This is a genomic window from Pseudomonas sp. SIMBA_068, from assembly GCF_046534705.1.
GTDB classification, from domain to species: Bacteria; Pseudomonadota; Gammaproteobacteria; order Pseudomonadales; family Pseudomonadaceae; genus Aquipseudomonas; species Aquipseudomonas putida.
The window spans coordinates 377,062-399,980 of sequence record NZ_JAWRYI010000002.1; the positions used below are offsets into that span (position 1 = coordinate 377,062).

Consider the following 22,919-nt stretch of genomic DNA (forward strand, 5'->3'; position numbering starts at 1 on the left):
TTATCTGTATGTATAAACAGTGCCTGTTACCGCAACCTGACCTCCGCCAGTGATCGCCCATTCCGTCGACGACCCGTTCTACTACCTGCATAACTTCCGCCAGGTAGTGCTGTGGGTCGAACAGCGCTACCAGGACCTGCTCGATGACCAGGAACTGGCCTTCATCCGTGCCTTCAATCAACTGCAAGCGCCAACTCAGGCCTTGATGGTGCGCATGGTCATGCGCAAAGGCGAGCTGTTTCGCAGCGACCGGCTCGACTACGCCGAAATCGGCGATACGGCGCTGGCGCTGCAGCCTTTGCAGAAACTCGGCTGGGTGCGGGAACCCGAGCAACTGGGCCTGGAACAGCTGTTCGCCTTGCTGCGCAAAGACGAACTGGCCCGCTGCTTCGCCCTGCAACTGAGCCGCCCGCGTGCCACCAAGCATGAGCTGTTGGCACAGCTGCAACCGCTGGGGCTGGTGGCCCGGTCACTGGCCGAATGGTTTCCCGACAGCGAGGTGCGCATCCTCCAGTGGTGCCTGCAACCTTTGTGCGACCGCATGCGCCTGTTGTTCTTCGGCAACCTGTACCAGGACTGGTCAGAGTTCGTCCTCGCCGACCTCGGTGTGCTGCGTTACGAGCAGGTGCCATTCAGCACGGGCTCGCGAGCCCTGCAGCAACGTGCCGAAGTCGACCTGGCCATGGCCTTGCACCAGTGCGCCGAGCGGCTGGAGCAGGGCGACGAACCCGTGTCGATTCTGGGTACCCTGCAGGGCCTGCACAGTGACAACCCGTGGCTGGCCCGCCGCCATGCGCGCCTGCAGTTCGCCCTGGGCCAGCAATGCGAGCGCCTGGGGGAGTGGGACCAGGCCATGGCCGTGTACGGCCAGTGCAGCCATGCCCAGGCACGCATTCGCCAGGTGCGGGTGCTTGAGCGCACTGAGCAGTGGCCCCAGGCCCATGCGCTGGCACTACAGCTCGCGGCGGCACCGGCTAACGCGCTGGAAGTGCAGGCACTGGAACGGATGCTGCCACGCCTCGCGCGCAAGCTCGGCGGCCCGCCACAGCGACGCCAGCGTGCCACACCGCTGGAGCTGATCGAGCTCGAGCTGCCCCGCGAGTACGCTGCGTTGGGTGTGGAGGAAGCTGTGCGTCAACACCTGGCGCAAGAGGGGGGGCAGGCGCATTACGTGGAGAACACCCTCTTCAACAGCCTGTTTGGCCTGTTGTGCTGGGAGGCCATCTTCGCCCCTGTGCCTGGCGCATTCTTCAACCCGTTCCAGGCCGCGCCACAGGACCTGCACGACAGTGACTTCCAGCAGCGGCGCAGTGCGCTATTCGATCTTTGCCTGGGGCGGCTCGACGATGGCAGCCATCGTCAGGCGATTCTCGAGTGCTACAAGGGCAAGCAAGGCCTGCAGTCGCCGTTCGTGTTCTGGTCCATGCTCAGCGAGGAACTGCTGGAACAGGCCTTGGCTTGCTTGCCGGCTGCCCAGCTGAAACAGTGCTTCCTGCGCTTGTTGCAGGACATTCGCAGCAACCGCGCCGGCATGCCCGACCTGATCCAGTTCTGGCCCGAGCAGGGCCGTTACCGCATGGTCGAGGTCAAGGGGCCCGGTGACCGTTTGCAGGACAACCAGCTGCGCTGGCTGGAGTTCTGCAGGCAACACGGCCTGCCCGTTGCGGTGTGCCATGTGCGCTGGAGCGAAACGCCTTGAGCTACAGCGTGGCGGTGCGTGCCTTGTGCGAGTTCAGCGCCAAGGTCGGTGACCTGGACCTGCGCTTTACGCCGTCGCCCACCGCCCAGGAGGGCATCGAAGGGCACCAGCGGGTAGTGGCACGGCGTGCTGCGGGCTACGAGTCGGAAATCACCCTTGAAGGCCAGTTCGAAACCCTCAAGGTGCGAGGCCGCGCCGATGGTTATGATCCTGGCAGCAATCGCCTGGAAGAGATCAAGACGCACCGTGGCGATCTGGCGCGTCAGCCGGCCAATCACCGCCAGTTGCACTGGGCCCAGGCCAAGGTCTATGGCTGGTTGATGTGCCAGGCACGGCAATTGCCAGCCATCGAGGTGGCGCTGGTGTACCTGGACGTGGACAGCGATGACCAGACGCTGTTCAGTGAGCACTACACGGCTGCTGAATTGCGGGCCTTCTTCGAAACCCAGTGCCAGCGCTTTCTGGGCTGGGCCCAATTCCAGCAACGGCGTCTGGCCGAGCGTGACCAAGGGCTTCAGGCGCTGGGTTTCCCCTATCCACAGTTCCGCCAGGGCCAACGGCAGCTGGCCGAAACCTTGTACAAGGCGGTAAGTACCGGGCGTTGCCTGATGGCCCAGGCCAGCACCGGCATTGGCAAGACCCTCGGTACCTTGTTCCCGCTGCTCAAAGCCATGGTGCCGCAGCAGCTGGACAAGCTGTTCTTCCTCACTGCCAAGACCCCGGGCCGGGCGCTGGCCCTCGATGCCATGAGCCAGATCACCGATGCCACGCCTCAACCTGCCTTGCGCACCCTGGAGTTGATCGCCCGCGACAAGGCCTGTGAGTACCCGGACAAGGCCTGTCATGGTGAATCCTGCCCACTGGCCGCAGGCTTCTACGACCGTTTGCCGGCAGCGCGTGAGGCTGCGGCAGCACTGCCTTTGCTTGACCGTGCCAACCTGCGCGAAGTGGCCTTGGCGCATCAGGTTTGCCCGTATTACCTGGGGCAGGAGATGGCGCGCTGGGTCGACGTGCTGGTCGCTGACTACAACTACTACTTCGATGCGCATGCCTTGCTGTTCGGCCTCACTCAGCTCAACCAGTGGCGCGTGGCAGTACTGGTGGACGAAGCGCATAATCTTGTCGAGCGTGGGCGCAGCATGTACAGCGCCACCCTTGACCAAGGGCAGCTGCTGGCCCTGCGTCAGAGCAAACCGCCTGGGCTGGTCAGTGCGCTGGACCGCCTTAACCGGCAGTGGAACGCCCTCTATAAAGAACAGCGCGCGCCTTATCAAGCCAGCGAGTCGCTGCCAGACGGCCTGCTGCGCGCCCTGCAGCAATGCATCGGGCTGATTCAGGAGCAGATCAACCAGACGCCTGCGCAAATGGACCCGCAGGTGTTGCAGTTCTTCTTCCAGGCCTTGCAGTTCAGCCGGGTTGCCGAGTTGTTCGATGAGCACTTTCTGTTCGACATCAGCCAGCGTCAGGCCCCGCGCAAGCGTCGGCTGGCTACCCTGTGCCTACGCAATGTCACCCCGGCACGCCTGTTGGCCCCGCGCATGCAGGCGGCGCGCAGCGTGACACTGTTTTCCGCCACGTTGAGCCCGCGGCATTTCTACAGCGACTTGCTGGGCATGCCGGCCGATACCGCGTGGCTGGAAGTGGCTGCGCCGTTTCGCGCAGAGCAGCTGGAGGTACGGATTGCTAGCCAGGTGTCCACCCGTTACCAGCAGCGCCACGCCTCCCTGGCGCCGATCGTCGAGCTGATTGCCCAACAGTACGAGCGCATGCCGGGCAACTACCTGGCGTTCTTCAGCAGCTTCGAATACTTGCAACAAGTGGTCGGTCTGCTGGCCGAGCGGCATGGGCAGATTCCCCTGTGGGCCCAGGAACCGGGGATGGACGAGGCGGCCCGCCAAGGGTTTCTTGACCGCTTTGTCGCCGATGGCAAAGGCGTGGGCTTCGCCGTATTGGGCGGTGCGTTCGGCGAAGGCGTGGATTTACCAGGTACCCGGTTGATCGGCGCCTTTGTCGCCACCTTGGGTTTACCGCAGGTCAACCCGGTCAACGAACAGTTCAAACAGCGGCTGGGGCAGCAGTTTGGGGCGGGCTTCGATTACGCCTACCTGTACCCTGGAGTGCGCAAGGTGATCCAGGCGGCGGGCCGGGTTATCCGTGGTGACCAGGATCGAGGCGTGCTGGTATTGATAGACGAACGCTTTGCCGAACCCCGCGTGCAGCAGATGTTTCCGACATGGTGGCCGGCAGCCATCCTCTAGCAATCCCTGTCTCGCGCTGCCACAAATGAACGCGTCAGCCGGGCATGCCGTCTGTCTGGGCTACAGCAGGAACGATGGGTTGCACTTGCCATGGGCGATCCTCGGTTCGTTCGGTAGGCTTCAATTGGGGTAAGATTACGAACCGTGCCAGTTGCAAAGCTCTTGAATATCAAGGTGATGGCACCGTTCAGGGTCCTGATGGCATGCGCGCTTGCCGGTCATTGGGACTTGTTTGCAGGTCGTTTTGACTCGCTTGAGCGTTTGCCGGTTCGCTGCCGGCGGCCGCTTCGCTACAGGATTCACGTTTTGTCCGATCTCTCGAAAAATCCGCTGCTGCAGTACATGGCCCGTCTGGCCCCATCAAGCCAGCAAACCATGCGCTACATCCTTCAGGACGCCGCCGACCGGCTGGGCTTTGTCGACTGCAATGTCGTCGACGTGCCCTGGCATCGGCTAGAGCCCGGGCACGTGATCGCCTTGGTGTCGGCCCTGCGTGCCGATGGTTACGCGCCCAACAGCTCGTCGCTGTACGTCAACGCCATTCGCGGGGTGATGAACGAGGCCTGGCGCCAGGGCCTGATCGACCATGAGAAGCTGTTGCGCATTCGCGAGGTCAAACCGGCCACTGGCAGCCGCCTGCCGCCAGGGCGCAACCTGCGCCGCAGCCTGATTCGCGAACTGATGGATGTGTGCGCATCCGACCCGCGGCCGCAGGGGGTACGCGACGCGGCGATCATCGCCTTGCTGTACGGCACCGGCATGCGCAAGTCGGAGTCGGTGGACATCGACCTGGCCCAGGTTGATTTCGAGGCGCGCAGCCTGCAGGTGGTGGGCAAGGGCAACCACCAACTGATCAAGTACGCCCCGCCTTGGGCGTTCGAAAAGCTCCAGGCGTGGCTGGATTTGCGCCGTCAGGACCTGCCACCAGGGGCAGAAGACGACTTGTTCCTGTTCAACCGCATCCGCCGCGGTAGCCACATTACCCGGGCGCGTATCACCAAGCATGCGATTTACTACATTGCCCGCCAGCGCGGTGCGCAAGTGGGGGTGAAAATCATGCCGCATGACTTCCGCCGGGCGTTCATTACCCGGGTGATCGAAGAGCACGACCTGTCCATCGCGCAGAAGCTGGCGCACCATGTCAACATCCAGACCACAGCGATCTATGACCGGCGTGACGACAACGAACGTAGGCGTGCGGTTGACCGTTTCGATTACTGAGGTTTGATGTTTTGGGGCCGCGTTGCGGCCCTTTTTGCACTTCTGCCGGCACCGAAACAGGGCCAACCCACGCCCCTGCTTTGTGCGCCATCCCCTCGTATGCCCGATGCCAGAGCGGCCGAGGCGAAAGTTTCATTTGCCTTCACCTGCGGAGTTGGCCCGCAACCTGCTATATCCAGCCTGCGAATTTGATCGAGTGGTCAGGCCGCGCGTGCTAGCTGGTGCCCGCGCCGGACCCTCTAAACGGCCAGCAGGCCACGGATTTCAGGGGCCGCAGGATGTCGCTCGCGGAGCAGATCGAACAACTAGAGGACGATGCAGGCTGGAGCGCCCACCTGCAGTTGCGCTTTGTCAGGCGCGACGATGTGACCCGCCTTGGTGCGCGTAGGCATTTCGGACCTCTTTTGGTGCAGCGGCCTTTCTACCCGGAAGGTGCACCGTGCCACGTCTATGTATTGCACCCGCCGGGTGGCATCGTCGCCGGCGACCGTCTTGACCTGGATATCCATCTGGATCCCGGCAGCCATGCGCTGCTGACCATGCCCGGTGCCAGCAAGTTCTACCGCAGCATCGGCCCCACCGCGCGGCTGACCCAACGTTTTCAGCTGGCCGCCGGCAGCACCCTGGAATGGCTGCCGCAAGACAGCATCTTCTTTTCCGGCGCCCGCGCCAGCCTGCACAGCCGTTTTACCCTCGAGCCCGGGGCGCGCCTGCTGGCCTGGGAAACCCTGTGCCTGGGGCGCCCTGTGATGAACGAGCGTTTCGAGCAGGGCGCTCTGGACAGTCGTTTGCACATCGAATTACCCGACGAAGTCGGCCTGCATGAACGCCTGCGTATCGAAGGCGGGCGCCTGGACAAGCTTGGCGGCCACCCACTGCTTGCTACGTTCTGTGCGGCACCGGCCGACCAGGCGGTGCTGGAGCAGGTACGTCCACTGCTCGACGAACTGGCCAACCCGGCCGGCGCGACCCTGCTGGGGTCGTTGCTGGTTATCCGTGTGCTTGACCATGACAACCAACACCTGCAACGCACCCTGCAACGCCTGTGGCATGTGCTGCGCCCGGCCGTCCTCGGCCTGCCAGCCTGCCCACCGCGTATCTGGGCTACCTGAGAGAGCGCCATGGAGCTGACCCCGAGAGAGAAAGACAAACTGCTGCTGTTCACCGCCGCATTGCTGGCGGAACGGCGCCTGGCCCGTGGCCTGAAGCTCAATTACCCGGAGGCCGTGGCGCTGATCAGTGCTGCCGTGCTGGAAGGCGCCCGCGATGGCCGCACCGTTGCCGAACTGATGAGCCAGGGGCGCGAAGTGCTGACCCGCGAGCAAGTGATGCCCGGCATCGCCGAAATGCTCCACGACGTGCAGGTCGAAGCGACCTTCCCGGATGGCACCAAGCTTGTGACCGTGCATGACCCCATCGTCTGAAACAGCCCAGGAGCCCCGCATGATCCCAGGTGAAATCCAGGTCGCCGCTGGCGATATCGAGCTGAACAGTGGCCGCGAAACGGTCAGTGTCAGTGTGGCCAACCACGGCGACCGGCCGGTGCAGGTCGGCTCGCACTACCACTTCTACGAAGTCAACGACGCGCTGGTGTTCGACCGTGCGCCAACTCTGGGTTTTCGCCTGGATATCCCGGCCGGCACCGCCGTGCGTTTCGAGCCGGGTCAGGCGCGCACCGTGCACCTGGTGGCCTACGCCGGCAAGCGTGAAGTCTATGGCTTCCAGGGCAAGGTGATGGGCCCGCTGGAGGGCAGGGTATGAGCCGCATTTCCCGTCAGGCCTATGCCGACATGTTCGGGCCCACCGTGGGCGACCGTGTGCGGCTGGCCGACACAGCGTTGTGGGTAGAGGTGGAGAAGGACTACACCATCTACGGCGAAGAGGTGAAGTTTGGCGGTGGCAAGGTCATCCGCGACGGCATGGGGCAGGGCCAGATGCTGGCCGCCCAGGCCATGGACCTGGTGCTGACCAACGCCCTGATCATCGACCACTGGGGTATCGTCAAGGCCGATATCGGCATCAAGCACGGGCGAATCGCAGTGATCGGCAAGGCCGGCAACCCGGATGTGCAGCCTGGCGTCAACGTACCGGTGGGCCCCGGCACCGAAGTGATCGCGGCCGAGGGCAAGATCGTCACCGCCGGCGGTGTCGACTCGCATATCCACTTCATCTGCCCGCAGCAGGTGGATGAGGCCCTGAACAGCGGAGTCACTACCTTTATCGGCGGCGGCACCGGGCCGGCAACCGGCACCAATGCCACCACCTGCACGCCCGGCCCCTGGTACCTGGCGCGCATGCTGCAAGCCGCTGACAGCCTGCCGATCAACATCGGTCTGCTGGGCAAGGGCAATGCCTCGCGGCCAGACGCGCTGCGTGAGCAAATAGCGGCCGGTGCGGTGGGCCTGAAGCTGCATGAGGACTGGGGCTCGACCCCGGCGGCTATCGACTGCTGCCTGGGCGTGGCCGAGGAAATGGACATCCAGGTAGCGATCCATACCGACACCCTCAACGAGTCCGGTTGTATCGAAGACACCCTGGCGGCCATCGGCGACCGCACCATCCATACCTTCCACACCGAAGGTGCCGGTGGTGGTCACGCGCCGGACATCATCCGCGCTGCCGGGCAGGCCAACGTGCTGCCATCCTCGACCAACCCGACCCTGCCGTACACGGTAAACACCGTGGACGAGCACCTGGACATGCTCATGGTCTGCCACCACCTGGACCCGAGCATCGCCGAGGACGTGGCCTTTGCCGAATCGCGCATCCGCCGCGAAACCATTGCTGCCGAGGACATACTGCACGACATGGGCGCCTTTGCCATGACCTCGTCTGATTCCCAGGCCATGGGCCGGGTTGGCGAAGTGGTGCTGCGCACCTGGCAGGTTGCCCACCAGATGAAGCTGCGCCGTGGGCCTTTGGCGCCAGACACGGCTTACAGCGATAACTTCCGGGTCAAGCGCTACATCGCCAAATACACCATCAACCCGGCGCTGACCCACGGCATCGGCCACGAAGTGGGCTCGATAGAGGCGGGCAAGCTGGCCGACCTGGTGCTGTGGTCGCCAGCGTTCTTCGCGGTCAAGCCGGCCCTGGTGATCAAAGGCGGCATGATCGTCACCGCGCCCATGGGCGACATCAACGGGTCCATCCCCACGCCGCAGCCGGTGCACTACCGGCCGATGTTCGGCGCCCTCGGTGCCGCGCGACATGCCACGCGCATGACCTTCCTGCCCCAGGCGGCAATGGACCGTGGCCTGGCCGAAGAGCTGAACCTGCGCAGCTTGATTGGCGTGGTCAACGGCTGCCGCCGGGTGCGCAAGCCGGACATGGTCCACAACACCCTGCAACCGCTGATCGAGGTTGATGCGCAGACCTACCAGGTGCGCGCCGATGGCGAATTGCTGGTATGCGAGCCTGCCAGCGAACTGCCGCTGGCCCAGCGTTACTTCCTGTTTTAAAGGAGCACCAATGATTGTCTTGAACCGCCGTATCACCGACACCGGCACGCTTGCTGTAAGCGGCACCGTCACCCTGGACGTGGACAGCCGCATCAAGAGCCGCCTGCGGGTAACCCTGGACGATGGGCGCGAAGCCGGGCTTATGCTCGAGCGCGGCCACCTGTTGCGTGGCGGTGAACTGCTTGCCGATGCCGAAGGCAGCCAGCTGATTCGCGTACTGGCGGCGCCCGAGGCCGTGTCGACGGTGCGCTGCGCCGATCCGCACCTGCTGGCCCGCGCGGCCTATCACCTGGGTAACCGCCACGTGCCGCTGCAGATCGAGCCTGGCCTGTTGCGCTTCCAGCATGACCATGTGCTGGACGACATGCTGCGTGGCCTGGGCCTGACGGTAGAAGCGGAACAGGCACCATTCGAGCCTGAAGCGGGGGCGTACCAGAGCGCACCGCACGGCCACAGCCATGCCCACGGCCACGATCACCCGTTCGTGCGCCTGCCTGCCCATTCCTGAACTGCCTCGGAGCAACCTATGAAAAAGACGTTCGCCCTGTTTCTGCTGATGCTGGCCCTCCCAGCCTTCGCCCACCCTGGCCATGACAGCAACCCGCTGCAGGACGGCCTGTTGCACCCGCTGACCGGCCTTGATCACCTGCTGATGCTGCTGGGCACCGGGGTACTCGCTGCATTGACCGGACGCAGCCTGACACTGCCCCTGGCAACCCTGGCGGCGATGTTTGGTGGGGCAGTGTGTGGCCACCTGTTTGGCGACGTGCTGGGCATGGAAACCTTGATCGCCCTGTCGCTGCTGGTGGCTGGCGGGGCGGTATTGCTGCCGAGCCGTCAGTTGCTGCTGGCCATGGCCATGCCGGTGTTCGCTCTGTTCCATGGCTGGGCCCATGGCGTAGAAGCCACGCCAAGTGCGTTCTGGCAATTCAGCGCCGGCTTTGTCGCGGTCAGCGGCCTGCTGCTGGCAGCGGGCTTTGCGGTCGGTTGCCTGTTGCGCCGTCACAGTGGCCTGCAGAAGGCCTTTGGCGGCGGCTTGCTGGCCAGCGCCGCGCTGGTGCTGGCCGGTTGATGGACAGCGACATGGCATTGCTGCGACTGCTGCAGCTGGCCAGCCCCGGCCTGCCGGTAGGGGGCTTCACCTACTCGCAGGGCCTGGAGTGGGCAGTGGAGGCGGGCTGGGTAAAAGGCGTGGACGGTTTCGCTGCCTGGCAGCGCGAGCAGGTCGACGACACCCTGGCCTGCCTCGACTGGCCGCTGCTGGCGCGCCTGTACCACGCTTGCCAGACCGAAAATGCCCAGACGTTCGCCCACTGGAGCCGCTTCCTGCTGGCCAACCGCGAGACCACCGAGCTGCGCCTTGAAGAGCAACAACGTGGCGCGGCGTTTGCGCGACTGCTTGATGGCTGGCAACTGGGCCAGGCCCCGGCCTGGCGCGCCAGCCTTGAACTGACTCAGCTGGGCGGTATGGCCTGGTTGGCAGTGCACTGGGCAATTCCGCTGCGCCAGCTGGCCCTTGGCTATGCCTTTGCCTGGTTGGAGGGCGCGGTCATGGCCGGGGTCAAGCTGGTGCCTTTCGGCCAGCAGGCTGCCCAGACCTTGCTGCGCGACCTGAGCACCGGCTTGCCTGCGGCCCTCGACCAGGCATTGGCCCTGGGCGACGACCAGATCGGTGGCGGCCTGCCATTGCTGGCCATTGCGTCATCACGTCACGAAACCCAATACACCCGTTTGTTCCGTTCCTGAGGACTGCCTTCATGCAAAGCTATCAACAACCCCTGCGCGTCGGGGTCGGCGGCCCGGTCGGCTCTGGCAAGACTGCACTGCTGGAAGCGCTGTGCAAGGCCATGCGCGACCACTATCAGATCGCCGTGGTTACCAACGACATCTACACCAAGGAAGACCAGCGCATCCTCACCGAGGCCGGCGCCCTGGAGCCCGAGCGCATTGTGGGCGTGGAAACCGGCGGTTGCCCGCACACGGCGATCCGCGAAGACGCCTCGATGAACCTGGCTGCCGTCGAGGCGCTGGCGCGCAAGTTTGGCAACCTGGAGGTGATCTTCGTCGAAAGCGGCGGTGACAACCTCAGCGCCACGTTCAGCCCGGAGCTTGCCGACCTGACCATCTACGTGATCGACGTGGCCGAAGGCGAGAAGATACCGCGCAAGGGCGGCCCTGGCATTACCAAGTCGGACTTCCTGGTCATCAACAAGACCGACCTGGCGCCCTATGTAGGGGCTTCGTTGGAAGTGATGGAGCGCGACACCCAGCGCATGCGCCCGCAGCGGCCGTGGACCTTCAGCAACCTGAAGAAGGGTGAGGGGTTGCAGGCAGTGATTGATTTCATTGTCGAGCGCGGGATGCTGGGTGTGCGCGGCTAAAGAGCTGACAGCCATGCGCGGTCTGTGTAGGAGCGGCCTTGCGCCGCGAAAGGGCTGCAGAGCAGCCCCAAGATCGCAAATTCAACACAGACTGCCGGGGCCGCTTTGCGGCCCTTTCGCGGCGCAAGGCCGCTCCTACAACGACCGTGCCTTGCCTCGATCATCTGTGGCAGCAGGGTGGCTTGTCTGGCTGCCCTTCATAGCGGTCATGGTGCCGCACCCAGTCCATGGTTCCGCTTTCGTTGCGCCCCAGTGGCGCAATGTCGAGGAAGTTGTAGGTATTGACCAGAATGTCCAGCCCGCGGGCATAGGTCGAGTAGGTGTGGTACACGCTGCCATCCGCTTCGCGGTAGAACGCACTCAAACCGGGCAATTCGCTTTCACTGCCCTCATACGGCTCATAGTTGTACTGCCGCTCACCCGCGCTGCCGACACTGACGCCAAAGTCTTCGTTGAACCCGCTGCCGTGTGACGAGTACCAGGGGAACTGCCAGCCCATGCGCCGGCGGAACGCCTGGAACTCGGCGTACGGTGCCCGCGATACCGCCACCAGCGACACGTCGTGGTGAGCCAGGTGCAGGTTGGCACCGTCAAAATGGTCGGCCAGGAACGAGCAGCCGGGGCAGCCCTCGCTCCAGCCCTCGACGAACATGAAATGGTAAAGCAACAACTGGCTGCGCCCCGCAAACAGGTCGGCCAGGCTCAGCCCGCCGTCCGGCCCCTGAAACTGATAGTCGTGCTCGACCTTGACCCAGGGCAGGGCGCGGCGGGCTGCTGCCAGCGCATCGCGGTGGTGGGTAAAGGCTTTTTCGTGCAGCCACAGTTGCTGGCGGGCCGCCAGCCACTGGCTACGTGAAACCACCGGGTGCCTGCTTTCGCTTGTGCTCATGGTGCTGTCTCCACGCTGGGGGATTCACACACTAGTCGAGCACGCTAAGGTCGAATCGACAGGCACCGGTGACCGGCTGATGAGCGGTAAGGCGCTCAGCCCGAATGGGCGATATGCCCCTCGGTCAGTTCATCCGCTGCGTCTTCCTCGCCGGGCAGCGCGGTGATCACGCTGAAGTCACTGACCTCCACCTTGCCGCCGCCGTAGCCCAGCAAGTGGAAGGAAAACGCTTTGCGCTCGGTCGGGTTGTCAAAGCTGAACTCCATTTCCAGCGGCTCGTCGGCGGTGACCTTCACTTCAGCAGGCAAGCCCAACGGTACGTCCTGCTCCAGTTGCTTGGCCTTGAGCTGGATGTAGGCCACACGCTTGGGGTCCAGCGAGCGAACCTTGACCCGCACGCGGGTATGCGAGCCTTCCGGCATTTCCAGGTACTGGGCGCCGATCAGGTTGTCGGCCCAGTCATCGTGAATGCGCTTGCGCAACTTGATCGGCGAAGGGCCGCCGAACTGGTAGCGCAGGTTGAGCGGGGTTTGCAGCAGTGACTGGTCGAGCACCCCGGCAAGGGCGCCGATCTGCTGGCCGAGCAGGCTGTCGCCCGGGCCCAGGTAGCGGGCCTGATCGGCAATGAAGCCTTCGCTGGCGTACCGTCGGCAGCGTTGCTGGAAGTCACACTCTGTGAACACGCCTTGGCCATTGTGGTAACGCAGCATGCCGTTGGTGTAGGAAATCATCTCGCGGCCGGTGTTGTAGTCGCGGTACAGCGAGCGGCCGCCAAGCGCCATGGGAATGGGCAGCGCAAAGTAGTCGAGCACGGAGGTGGCCAGGTCGATATGGCCATAGGTGCCGCGTTTGATACGTGGCAGCTGCGCCTGCTCCGGCGCCAGGGTGAGGTTGAAGCCCCAGGATGAGGCCAGGCGCACGCCGTCGATACCATGGGACTCGTCGGAGGTCACCACCACCAGAGTGTCCTTGAGTACGCCCTGGCGTTCGAGGTTGTCGAGGAAGGCCCCGAGCGCGTCATCCAGGTAGGCGACCGCTGCCTGTTTTGGCGTGTCATAGCGCTCCAGGTATTCGGCTGGCGCGGAGTAGGGCTGGTGGGTACCCACGGTGAGCAGGGTCAGCATCCACGGCTTGTCTTGTTTCTGTAGCTGGCCGACGTAGTCCAGGGCACCTTCGAAGAAGGCGCGGTCATCCTTGCCCCAGGGGAAATCCAGGTAGTTCTTGTTGCGGAACCACTCCAGGCCATGTACCGAGTCGAAGCCGATATGCGGCATGATGCGGTCCTTGGCCATGAAGCGCAGGCCGGCACCTTGCAGGTAGTGGGTGGTGAAGCCGGCCTGGCGCAGTTGCGCTGGCAGGCAGGCCTGGTTGCGTTCGTTCTGCGTCAGCAGCTCTACGCCCTTTGGCGTGCCATTGGCCAGCTTGTCGTAATCACCACACAGCATCGCGTACAGGCCGCGGATGGTCTGGTGGGTATGCAGCACATAATCCGGGGTATTCATTCCCCGCTCGGCCCATTGACTGACCTTGGGCATCAGATCTTCGTCAAAGCGGCTGTGCAGGGCCTGGCGGTTGGGCCGCAGGTAGGCACCGGGGATGCCCTCCACGGTAATGACCAGCAGGTTGCGAGCGCTGCCTGGCCCGGCCAGCAGCCGCTGCCCGTGCAGGTCGGACTGGGTCAGGCCACTGCTGGCCAGCGGTGTGAACGTTTGCGTATGGCCCATCCAGCCTTCGACCGTGCGCTCCAGGCTGCCGACCCCGGCCGACATCAGCTGGTGGGTGAGGTTGTATTGGCGCCACTGGTCGGCGTCGGTAGGTGCCAGCTGCTGGCCACCCCAATGGGCACCAAACAGCAGTACCGGAATGGCCCAGGCCGTACGTGGCAGCGGCATGCTGCGCTGGCTGCGGCTGCGCCAGGCGGTGGCCAGCCACGCCAGCAGGCCGGCACCCATGGTCAAGGGCAGCCAGGCATGGGCCAGGCCGCCACCGGTTGAATTCTCCATGAACTGCGGGTCGACCAGGTAGGTCAGGTCGGCGCTGGTGGGTAACCGGCCCACAGCGCTTACCAACTCGGCTGAAGCCACCCACAGGGCTGCCCAGGCCAGCAGCACAGGCAGGGCCAGCCACCATGGCCGACGGTGCAGCAGCACTATCAGCAGGCTGCCAAGAGCGAGGTCGGACAGGTAACCGAGCGGGTTGGACCAGCCCAGCATGGCGCGCGTACCCAGTGGGATCACCAGTACCAGGGTTGCCAACGCGGCAAGCCGGGTACGTGAGTGGTCTGACAGGTTCTTCACAAAAACTTCCCTTTTGCCATTAAATCGTCATGCATCTGTGCTGGATGATAACAGGCCGGGGAAGGGAAAGCGGTTTGCTACAAGGCTGTTAACCAAAAGCCGGGCCCGCGCTAGCGGGCCCGGCAGAGGGCAAGTGTCAGAAGTAGTAGGGGAATTTCAGGCTGAAGGAAAAGTCTGGCGCATCATCGGTCAGACCAATGGACAGGTTGGGCACGATGGTCAGTTTGTCAGTGGCTGCGAAGGTCAAGCCGACGTTGAAGTTGGCCGCGTTGTAATCACTGTTGGAGATCGATTGCCAGTCGCCGCCATCGGGTTTGATCTTGCTCTTGCGGGCGAACTGGTCAGACACCGAGAACGACATGCTCATCTTTTCGTTCAGGGCAAAGGCAATACCGCCGCCAATCTGCCAGGAGTCGCCAAGCTTCACGTCACCCGGCACCTTGCTGTTGACCTGTGGGCTGATATCGCTGAACGAGTCCTGCATGTTGTAGGTGTACGACAGGCTGCCGAACAGCACGGCTGGGTCGAAGGTCTTGACCAGCGAGATGCCCGGTGTGATCGACCACACGCCGTTGCCGGTCGGCAGGCTGTCCGGGACTGCCAGGTTGCTGTTGCCGTCGACCTCGCGCAGCTTGATGCCGTATGGGTCCTTGCCGGTCGGCGCCTTGACCCGCAGGGTGGCAACCGCGTCAGGCCAGGTCTCGTCCTCGTCCAGGAACTTGTAGGCCACGCCCACGTTGATGTCGCCGATTTCCGGGTCGCGGGTGACGGTCGCATCGGAGGTGGTCGCCCCGGCGCCTCCCGCACCGCCGGACGAATACGTTGATTCGCGGTACACCACGGGCACGTTGATGTCGAACTGCCAGCGCTGCGCCAGGTTGTAGCGCGCGGTCATGTCCAGGGTCCAGTTGTCGGCCTTGATCCGGTCAAGGTTGATACTGCCGAGGAAGATCGAATCCAGTGCCAGGAAGCCATTGAGCGTCAGGGCACGGGTATCGTAATGGGTATAGGTGACACCCGTTTCGAAGCTGAACTTGCCGCCGCCAAAGAATCCGCTGGCTTCGTCATACAGGTTGGAAACACTTTGCGCCGGCTCGGAATCGGCGGTGAGCGCCTGGCCGTAAGAGCTGCCTGTGGTGCCTGGCGCGCCTGAGGCGACGGTCTGCGCACCTTTGACCCCCTCGGCGGGGGACTTGACCAGGCGTTTGGGCGGCGCTGCTGCGGGGGCCTCCTCGACCTGACGCACGCGCTGTTCAAGTACCATCAGCGCCTGTTGCTGGGCCTCGTAACGGCGTTTGAGTTCGATCAGTTCCTGTTTCAGCGCTTCGACCTGTGGATCGGCGGCTGCGTAGAGTGCTGTGGGTGCCAAGGTAGTCAAACACACAAAAGCTCTGAGCGTAAAAGATCGGTACATGGAGTTGCCGTCCCTTCCAACTACTTTTGATGAGACTGAGCGTAGATCAGTATCCGAAGGTGCGAAGACCTTTGAGCTGGTCAAGGCTGCCGTTGAGCGAAGCCGCTGTCGGCACGTTCTCACGCATGACGACATTCAAGGATGTCATGTTGCTGACCCGGTTGCCGTTGCCGAGCAATGTCGAGTTCTGCATCAGGCCCCCCTGGGCCAGGCGTTGCACGCTGCTGCCCTGGTTGTTGCTGGCATTGATATTGAGCTGCACACCTACACCGCTGGAAGACACACTGAGCGCGCCTGCGCCGTTTTCCCCGACCAGGGTCTGGCCGGCGGCCAGCACCTGGCCTTGCTGTTGCACGGCGGGGGCCTGGTTGGCCTTGGTGACGTTGATATCGACGTTGTTGTAGGCCGCGTTGTTGTCACCGGCCGCACGTACCACCTGGGTCACACCCTCGGTAGTAGCAAGGCCATTGCCGCCCGTCACCACGCCAGTCCCGGCAGAAGGCGCACTGCCCGGCGCCGTACCTGTACCTTTTTCATCAATCATCGATACATAGAACTGGGGCTTGATGGTCGACTGCTGAACCTGCAGCGTGGACGTCGCCCCAATCACGTCGCCCTTGGCGTTTTGCCAGGTGCTGCTCATGACGATGCCGAAGCTGACGATGCGTCCCGGCATCACGTAGCGGCCACGCAGATTCGCCAGCTCCTGGTCCTTCAGCTCAATGGGTTTCAACGCCTCGGCGTGGCTTGGCAGGCTGGCAGCCAGGCAGGCCATGGCCAGCCACAAAGAAGTCTTCATGAAATGCTCCCTGGAGCATCATGCTCCTTGTCATTAGAACAGTCGTTAGAAGAAGTCGCTTTTGATGAAGCCGAAGTCCAGCAGCTCGTTGTCCTTCACGGGGGTGAAGGTGTCCACCCGGCCCTTGGCGGTCAGCGGCAGGGGCGGGTCGAGCAGGATGTTGTTCTTGTCGTAACCCTGGCCGATCACGGCGAAAATGATGCCGTTCCAGCCCTTGAGGAAGTCTTCGACTTTGTAGCGTTTGTGGCCCAGTACCGGGTCACCGATGTACACCCAGCCTTTGTCGACCTTCTGCATGACCACGAAGTGCTTGTAGCCGCGCACGTCCATCAGCACCACGACCGGGATACGCACGCTGTGCAGGGTGTCGGGTGCTACGCGATACCCGCGGGCACGCATGCCCAGGCTTTCGACGTAGCGTTTCATGTCGAGCATCGAGAAGCCCTGCGTGCGCACCAGGTCCTGGTCGGCGTGGGCCAGCATGCCTTCGATGATCTGATGTTCGTCCACATCCAGCCAGTAGGCTTGGCGCAGGATGGTGGCCAGCGCGGCGGCGCCGCAGCTGAAGTCGGTTTTCTGTTGCACCAGGTCGGCAAATTTGCGTTCGCGCAGGCTCTGGAGGGGTTTGAACACCACGGCGCCGCCCGGCAGTACGGACAGCGGCATTTGTGCAGCTTCGCTCACGCTGGCCAGGCACAGCAAAAACGCCAAGGCGAAAATACGCATGATCGGTTGCCTTCCGGTGTGTTGAAGAAAGGCCCCCCGGAGGGGGCCTCAAGCGCAGCGTTTAGAACGAGGTGTTGGAGATGGCCAGCGAGTTGCTCTGCTGGTTGCCCACACCGGCCGCCACGTTCACGCCCAGGTTGCCGCTGCCACCATTTACCGAACCGCTAAGGGTTGCAGTATTGGTCACAGGGTTGGCCCAGCCGGTCGGGGTCAGCACTTGGAAGGACACGGTATTGCTCAAGTCGTAAGCGCTGCTTTCGCTGTAGCTCTTCGAAACGTCGTTCGAGGATTGTTTTGATTTCTCGCCAGACTTCGAGAAATCAGACGCCGAAGCATTCTCGTACGAAGAGTCGTGAGACTTGGTGTACGAAGACTCTTTGGACTTGTCGTACGACGATTCACGCGACTTGTCGTAGTTGGAGTCGAATGCTTTTTCGAACGACGAGTCGTATGCACTTTCGTGCGACTTGTCGACCGATACATCCAGCGATGCACTCAGCGAACCGTCGAAGGTGCTGGAGCGGGTGCGCTCGCGACGGCCATCATCGGTGGTGAGCGTACGCGTAGCGTTGGCGGCTGCATCCAGCGATGCGTTCAGGTTGGCGCTGCTCGACGAGCTGTTGCTGCCGCTGGCCGAGCCGCTGGCACCCCAGCTGTTCGAGCCGCTTGCGCTCGAACTGTTGGACCCGCTGGCGTTGCTGGTTTTCGAACCGCTGGAATTCCAGCCACTGGAGCCGCTGGAGCTGGCGCTTTGCGCGCCGGCCACGCTGAAGCTCGACGACGAGTTGCGGTCATCGGTGGAGTTGAACGTGCCATCACGCGAGCTCGAACCGCTTGCCGAGGTGGTGATGGTAATCGTATCCACCCGATAGGTACGGTCGGCGGAGTTGTTCACCGTCAGGCCTGGGCCATCCTGCTCGGCGGACGCGGTGGCAGTGGCATTACCCAGCGGAGCACCGGTGTTGGCGATCGCCATGGTGTTTTTTTGTTGGTTGAGGTCCCCACCGGCGACGTTGATGCCGATATTGCCCTCAGCCCCGCTGGCCGAGCCGCTCATCACAGCCGACGATTGGGTCGAATAGTTGTCGACACGGTTGTCTGAGCTGGTTTGAACGACATCGGCAGTGGCATTGGCCATGCCGAACACGAAGCTGTTGTCCAGGCTCGACTCGGAGCCGGCGTTGGCGATGGCAGCTGCGTTATCCTGCTGGTTGCCGTTACCGGCCGCCACGTTGATGCCGACGTTGCCGCTCGAACCTTCACCCGACTGGTTCATTTCGGCTTCGTTGATGGTGCCCTGATTGGTGATGTGGTTATCGGTGCTGGTTTGGGTATCCCAGGCATTGGCCGTTGCATACACAGGGATCTTGGTGGGTGGAGGCGTGTGCTGACCATTGTTATGGTGGCCGTTATGGTGGTCATTACGCCGATCGTTTTGCCCAGCTTGTACAGCAACAGCCATGACCGCAGCAATTGCGAACACCAGAGGCTTGATTGCCATCGAGGGTTTCATGGTGATTCTCCGTACTTTATTAGGTTAAGTGTTGTTCTTAACTGATTGGGTCAATCCGCGACCCGGATGCTCAAGGTGTTGGCCATGCGGTTTCCCACCCCGGCACTCTGGTTCAACTGAATCACCCCACGGCTACCGGTGAATGCCTGGTCACTGGTGGTGACCTGGCGATAGCCGGCTGGAATGTCAGTTGCTCCGGAGTTGTTGATCAGCGCCACGTTCTGTTGCAGGAGGACGCTGTCGTCGATGCTTTGCGGTTGAGCACTGAGGGTGATGCTCAAGGCGTTGGCTTGCTGGGTATTGGCACCGGCGCTCTGGTTGACCCCCAGTGCGCCACTGCCGTTGCTGAAGGCGCTGCCCTGAATGGTCGAGCGGGCATCCATTGTGGGGTCGGCAGGCGTGTTCAGCCGTTGCCGGACCTGCGTGCTGGCGTTCGCTTCAGGCCCCACGGCGATGGCGCGCGCATTGACCTGTTGCTGTTTGTCGCCAGCCGCCTGGTTGACAGAGAGGTTGCCCTGGTAGCGGCTGCCGGAGCTGTCGATGTTGGCGTTATTGATGACGGGAACGAGTGAATCGGCGAGGGCTGGCGCACTGCAAAGGGTGGCCAGAATCAGCAGCATGTGCTTCATCTCACTTGCCCCCGCCAGTCAGGATCTGCAACGGAGCGAGCCCGCGCTGAACACTTGAGTTGACCATATTCGAGATGCCGTTGCCCGAACCGGTGCCCCGGCCACCCGCCAGGTTGGGCAGCTGGTTCTGATTGCCGAGGTTGCCGCCCAGGTTGTTGGTCTGCTGGGTGATCATGTTGCTGATGCCCGCGCCGCTGCTGATGCTGGCAAAGTCGCCATCGCTCAGCTCGTTGGTCTGTTTGAGCACGTAGGCAGAAGGGTTGGCGTTGACCGTGGTCGGGCTCGGGTCAGGGATCAGGGGGGGGATCGTCGCGTTGCGCACCTGCACGTCACGCTTGATGATGATGATCCCGTTTTCCGCCTGGGCCGCCAGGCTCAGTGACCCCAATACACAACCCACTAGTACGAGGTGATAGAGGCGTTTGTCACTTTTCCTCACGACGGCAACTCCTTCTTTGAGCGCTGGCCCTGTTCAGCGATGCGAACAACAGAGCAGAAGGTGTGCCGCTTTTGAGAATCGTTTTCAGATCAACGGGTTAAGGCAAATGGATGAGAATCTGCGGCGTATTCTGTCTCAGGGTTGATACAGGTAGCCGTGGGTATTGCTGTGCAAGCCAGCAGTGGCTTTGACTGGAAGGGTTTTTGCAGGGGTGTTTCAATGGCTTGACACTGTCCCCGATGCGGGGGAAACCCCCGCGTTTTCGGGGGCTTTGCCCCACTGGTCTGTCTCAGTGGCTTAACACTCGGTAGGGCATGATGGCGCATCGATATTAAGCAGCATAGCAACCGCCTGCAGTGCCCGCAATTGGCGCTGCGGCCAATTGCCCTCAAGTATCTGGTGTGCCTGATCATACCGCTTCAGCCAGGCCAGGCTGTCGTCGAAAAAGCGTTGGCGATCGTTGAGATCGGGCTGGCTGCGCTGGCCGTCGGCAACCCAGTCCACACCTTGCGGGCTGAGCAGCAGGTGCAGGTCGTAACGTCTTGCAAGCAATGCCTGTTCCAGCCAGGGCGGACAGTCATCGAACAAGGCGTGGCTCCAGAGCATGTTGCTGAGCAGGTGGGTGTCGAGGATGAGCAGCGGTGGGGCCTGCTCGCGGGCCCGGTCCTCCCAGGCCAGTTGGCCCCGGGCGATGGTGGGGATATCCGCGTAGCAGGTATCGCGGCACTCCTGGTCGATAAAGTGCCGCACGTACTCGGCTACCACCACGCCGCCGAAATGCGCCTGAATCACGCCACTGAGCCAGCTCTTGCCGCTGGATTCGGGGCCGCACAGCACCAGTACCTTCATGGCCTGTTCTGCGCTCATGGCTGCACCAACGCCGGGTCACGGCGCCATTCCAGCCAGCCGCGCACGGCAATCAGGGTAAGCACGGCGAAGAAACCTGCGGTGAAATACAGCTGCTGGTGCAGGTACTGGCCTACATAGACGATGTCTACCACTACCCACAGCGGCCAGCATTGCAGGCGCTTATGGGCCATCCACAGTTGCGCTACCAGGCTGAAGCCGGTGAGGGTGGCGTCCAGCCAGGGCAGGGCGGCATCGGTCCAGTTGGCCATGGCCGCGCCCAGCGCCGCGCTCAGCAGCAGCCCGGCGACCAGGCCGCTGAGCAGTGCCGGGCGTTGCAGGCGGGAAACCTGGCGGGCGTCTTCCTCATGACCGGGGCGCTTCCATTGCCACCAGCCGTACAGTTGCAGGATGGCGTAGGCCAGTTGCAGCAACATGCCCGAATACAGCTTTACCTCGTAGAACAGCCAGCCATAGATCAGCACCATGACCAGGCCGATCGGCCAGCACCAGGCGTTCTGCTTGACCGTTAGCCAGACAGCGGTAACGCCGAGGACGGCGGCGATGAGTTCAAGGCCGGTCATCGGCGATCCTTGGAGGCTACGGGGAAGGGGCGAGATTGTAGCGGGTCATTGGGCCAAGTTGTAGCGCACATTGTGGGAGCGTCGATGTCCAAAGGCTAGACCCGGAACTGCCGCAGTAATTGTTCCAGCTCCTCGCTCAACTGCCCCAACGCCACCCCGGCATCACTCGATTGGCGCGCCGCGTCAGCGGTCTGCTGGGACAGCCCGGCGGTATCCAGCACGTTGCGGTTGATCTCCTCGACTACATGCGCCTGCTGTAAGGTGGCACTGGCAATGGATGCATTCAAGGCCGTGAGGTTGTTCAGCACCTGGTTGATGGCATCCAGGCTGGCGCCGGCCTCGCGGGCTTGCTCGACGGTCTGGCGCGAGGCTTCGCTGCTGGTGTCGATGGCCTTGACCGCCGCGTCCGACTGGCTTTGCAGGTGCTCGATCATGGTATGGATCTCGGCCGTCGACTGCGCTGTGCGCTGGGCTAGCAGGCGCACCTCATCGGCGACCACGGCAAAGCCGCGACCTTGCTCCCCGGCCCGTGCCGCCTCGATGGCTGCGTTCAGCGCCAGCAGGTTGGTCTGCTCGGCGATGGAGCGGATAACGTCCAGTACGCCACCGATGCGCGTGCTGTGCCCGGCCAGGTCGCGGATCACTTGCACGGCCTGGTCGATGGTCAGCGACAGCCGATCGATCTGTGCCAGGCTGCCATGGATGGCTTGCTGACCATGCGCTACCTGCTGCTGCGCGGTGCGCATTTCCCCGGCGGCCTGTTCGGCGGTCTTGGCCACGTCCTGCACGGCGTACGTCACCTCGTTCACGGCGGTGGCCACTTGGTCCATCTGTAGCGATTGCTGGGCACTGTGCTGTTGTGCGGCACCCGCATTGTCACCCACATGCCCGGCGGATTGGGCCAATGCGTGGGCGGCGCCCTTCAGCTGGCCGACCACACCTTGCAGCTTGCCGTTGAAGCGATTGAAGTGCTCGCCCAGGTGGGTGATTTCGTCACGACCGTGGGTGTCCAGGCGCCGGGTCAGGTCGCTTTCGCCGCTGGCAATGTTGCCCATGGCCTGCACGGCCTCCTGCAAGGGGCGGGCGATGCTACGGGCAATCAGCAAGACCACCAGCGCCATCAGCAGGGCGATGCCCACGCCCACCAGTGAGGCGTCGCGCAGCTGGCGGGCGAATTCGGCCTGCACATCATCAACGTACACGCCAGACCCGATGATCCAGCCCCAGGGCTTGAACAGCTGTATATAGGAAGTCTTGGCCACTGGCTCGCTGGCGCCGGGCTTGGGCCAGCGGTAGTTGACCGGCCCGGCGTCCTGCAGGCGGGCCAGTGCGACCATCTCGTTGAACACGGCAAAGCCGTCAGGGTCGCGAATGGCCGAGAGGTCCTGGCCGTCGAGCTTGGGGTTGGCCGGGTGCATGATCATCCTGGGCCCCAGGTCGTTGATCCAGAAGTAGTCGTCGTGGTCGTAGCGCAGCGCCCGCACCACTTGCAGCGCCTGCTGCTGGGCGGCTTCGCGGCTGAGTGTGCCGGCCGCCTCCAGCCCTTGGTAATAGGCCAGTACACCGGCCGCGGTCTGCACCACGTGGCGGGTTTTTTCCGCCTTGGCCTGGTACAGGTCACCGTGGATCTGGCGCAGCATCAGCAGGCCCAGCACCACCAGCATGGCCACTGCCACCACCAGGATCAGCCACAGCCGACGGCTGATCGACATCGATCTCAGAGTCTTCATCCACGAGCTCCCGCATTGTTCTTTTTATTGAGG

General features: G+C 63.1%; 22 protein-coding genes. 11 read left to right on the plus strand and 11 right to left on the minus strand.

All coding sequences use genetic code 11. The features are described from left to right. Positions 1-49 precede the first annotated feature (49 nt). The 11 genes from SB756_RS07925 to ureG all read left to right on the plus strand — a co-directional run bounded on the left by SB756_RS07925 (position 50) and on the right by ureG (position 11,020). On the plus strand, positions 50-1,699 hold the full coding sequence (locus SB756_RS07925; protein WP_410910606.1) for a VRR-NUC domain-containing protein: 1,650 nt from the start codon (positions 50-52) through the stop codon (positions 1,697-1,699). Then, a complete protein-coding gene (locus SB756_RS07930) occupies positions 1,696-3,957 on the plus strand; it encodes an ATP-dependent DNA helicase (RefSeq protein ID WP_410910607.1) in 2,262 nt (753 codons plus the stop codon). The genes SB756_RS07925 and SB756_RS07930 overlap by 4 nt, the downstream gene beginning before the upstream one ends. A 306-nt stretch (positions 3,958-4,263) precedes the next feature. Beyond that, positions 4,264-5,178, plus strand: a complete 915-nt coding sequence (gene xerC / locus SB756_RS07935) for a tyrosine recombinase XerC (RefSeq protein ID WP_341795783.1) — start codon at positions 4,264-4,266, stop codon at positions 5,176-5,178. Positions 5,179-5,456: 278 nt separating this feature from the next. Further along, positions 5,457-6,290 (plus strand): urease accessory protein UreD, encoded by an 834-nt coding sequence (locus SB756_RS07940; RefSeq protein WP_341795782.1) that lies wholly within the window; start codon positions 5,457-5,459, stop codon positions 6,288-6,290. 9 nt (positions 6,291-6,299) lie between these two features. Then, the gene (locus SB756_RS07945; protein WP_016486440.1) at positions 6,300-6,602 is read left to right on the plus strand and encodes an urease subunit gamma; all 303 of its coding nucleotides are present in this window, start codon (positions 6,300-6,302) and stop codon (positions 6,600-6,602) included. Positions 6,603-6,621: 19 nt separating this feature from the next. Next, positions 6,622-6,939, plus strand: a complete 318-nt coding sequence (locus tag SB756_RS07950; RefSeq protein WP_016500038.1) for an urease subunit beta — start codon at positions 6,622-6,624, stop codon at positions 6,937-6,939. Beyond that, entirely contained in the window at positions 6,936-8,639 is a 1,704-nt protein-coding gene (ureC, locus tag SB756_RS07955; RefSeq protein ID WP_197864260.1) for an urease subunit alpha, read from the plus strand. The genes SB756_RS07950 and ureC overlap by 4 nt, the downstream gene beginning before the upstream one ends. A 10-nt stretch (positions 8,640-8,649) precedes the next feature. Beyond that, on the plus strand, positions 8,650-9,147 hold the full coding sequence (gene ureE / locus SB756_RS07960; protein WP_063423950.1) for an urease accessory protein UreE: 498 nt from the start codon (positions 8,650-8,652) through the stop codon (positions 9,145-9,147). Positions 9,148-9,165: 18 nt separating this feature from the next. After that, on the plus strand, positions 9,166-9,711 hold the full coding sequence (locus tag SB756_RS07965) for a HupE/UreJ family protein (RefSeq protein WP_063423951.1): 546 nt from the start codon (positions 9,166-9,168) through the stop codon (positions 9,709-9,711). Beyond that, entirely contained in the window at positions 9,711-10,385 is a 675-nt protein-coding gene (locus SB756_RS07970) for an urease accessory protein UreF (protein ID WP_410910608.1), read from the plus strand. The genes SB756_RS07965 and SB756_RS07970 overlap by 1 nt, the downstream gene beginning before the upstream one ends. A gap of 11 nt (positions 10,386-10,396) precedes the next feature. Further along, on the plus strand, positions 10,397-11,020 hold the full coding sequence (gene ureG, locus SB756_RS07975; protein ID WP_010953755.1) for an urease accessory protein UreG: 624 nt from the start codon (positions 10,397-10,399) through the stop codon (positions 11,018-11,020). A gap of 160 nt (positions 11,021-11,180) precedes the next feature. On the opposite strand, the gene SB756_RS07980 is transcribed toward ureG, so the two are convergent. From SB756_RS07980 to mcpP, 11 genes are all read right to left on the minus strand, one after another. Then, positions 11,181-11,909: a DUF899 domain-containing protein gene (locus SB756_RS07980; protein WP_410910609.1), complete on the minus strand. Its 729-nt coding sequence runs from the start codon at positions 11,907-11,909 to the stop codon at positions 11,181-11,183. 95 nt (positions 11,910-12,004) lie between these two features. Next, the gene (locus tag SB756_RS07985; protein WP_410910610.1) at positions 12,005-14,206 is read right to left on the minus strand and encodes an LTA synthase family protein; all 2,202 of its coding nucleotides are present in this window, start codon (positions 14,204-14,206) and stop codon (positions 12,005-12,007) included. 136 nt (positions 14,207-14,342) lie between these two features. Continuing rightward, positions 14,343-15,620 carry a hypothetical protein gene (locus SB756_RS07990; protein WP_410910611.1) on the minus strand — a complete coding sequence of 426 codons (1,278 nt, stop codon included), beginning with the start codon at positions 15,618-15,620 and terminating at the stop codon, positions 14,343-14,345. 46 nt (positions 15,621-15,666) lie between these two features. Then, positions 15,667-16,419, minus strand: a complete 753-nt coding sequence (locus tag SB756_RS07995) for a hypothetical protein (RefSeq protein WP_016500030.1) — start codon at positions 16,417-16,419, stop codon at positions 15,667-15,669. A 45-nt stretch (positions 16,420-16,464) separates the two neighbouring features. Next, positions 16,465-17,145 (minus strand): C39 family peptidase, encoded by a 681-nt coding sequence (locus tag SB756_RS08000; RefSeq protein WP_341795776.1) that lies wholly within the window; start codon positions 17,143-17,145, stop codon positions 16,465-16,467. A 61-nt stretch (positions 17,146-17,206) separates the two neighbouring features. After that, on the minus strand, positions 17,207-18,658 hold the full coding sequence (locus SB756_RS08005) for a heme utilization protein (RefSeq protein ID WP_341795775.1): 1,452 nt from the start codon (positions 18,656-18,658) through the stop codon (positions 17,207-17,209). 50 nt (positions 18,659-18,708) lie between these two features. Continuing rightward, positions 18,709-19,287: an adhesin gene (locus tag SB756_RS08010; RefSeq protein ID WP_410910612.1), complete on the minus strand. Its 579-nt coding sequence runs from the start codon at positions 19,285-19,287 to the stop codon at positions 18,709-18,711. A gap of 1 nt (position 19,288) precedes the next feature. After that, positions 19,289-19,726 (minus strand): hypothetical protein, encoded by a 438-nt coding sequence (locus SB756_RS08015; RefSeq protein WP_410910613.1) that lies wholly within the window; start codon positions 19,724-19,726, stop codon positions 19,289-19,291. A 297-nt stretch (positions 19,727-20,023) separates the two neighbouring features. Further along, on the minus strand, positions 20,024-20,593 hold the full coding sequence (locus SB756_RS08020; protein ID WP_229609060.1) for an AAA family ATPase: 570 nt from the start codon (positions 20,591-20,593) through the stop codon (positions 20,024-20,026). Further along, positions 20,590-21,156 (minus strand): nicotinamide riboside transporter PnuC, encoded by a 567-nt coding sequence (gene pnuC / locus SB756_RS08025; RefSeq protein ID WP_410910614.1) that lies wholly within the window; start codon positions 21,154-21,156, stop codon positions 20,590-20,592. Before pnuC ends, SB756_RS08020 begins: the two co-directional genes overlap by 4 nt. Before the next feature lie 95 nt (positions 21,157-21,251). Next, positions 21,252-22,886, minus strand: a complete 1,635-nt coding sequence (gene mcpP, locus SB756_RS08030) for a methyl-accepting chemotaxis protein McpP (protein WP_341795772.1) — start codon at positions 22,884-22,886, stop codon at positions 21,252-21,254. Positions 22,887-22,919 lie beyond the last annotated feature (33 nt).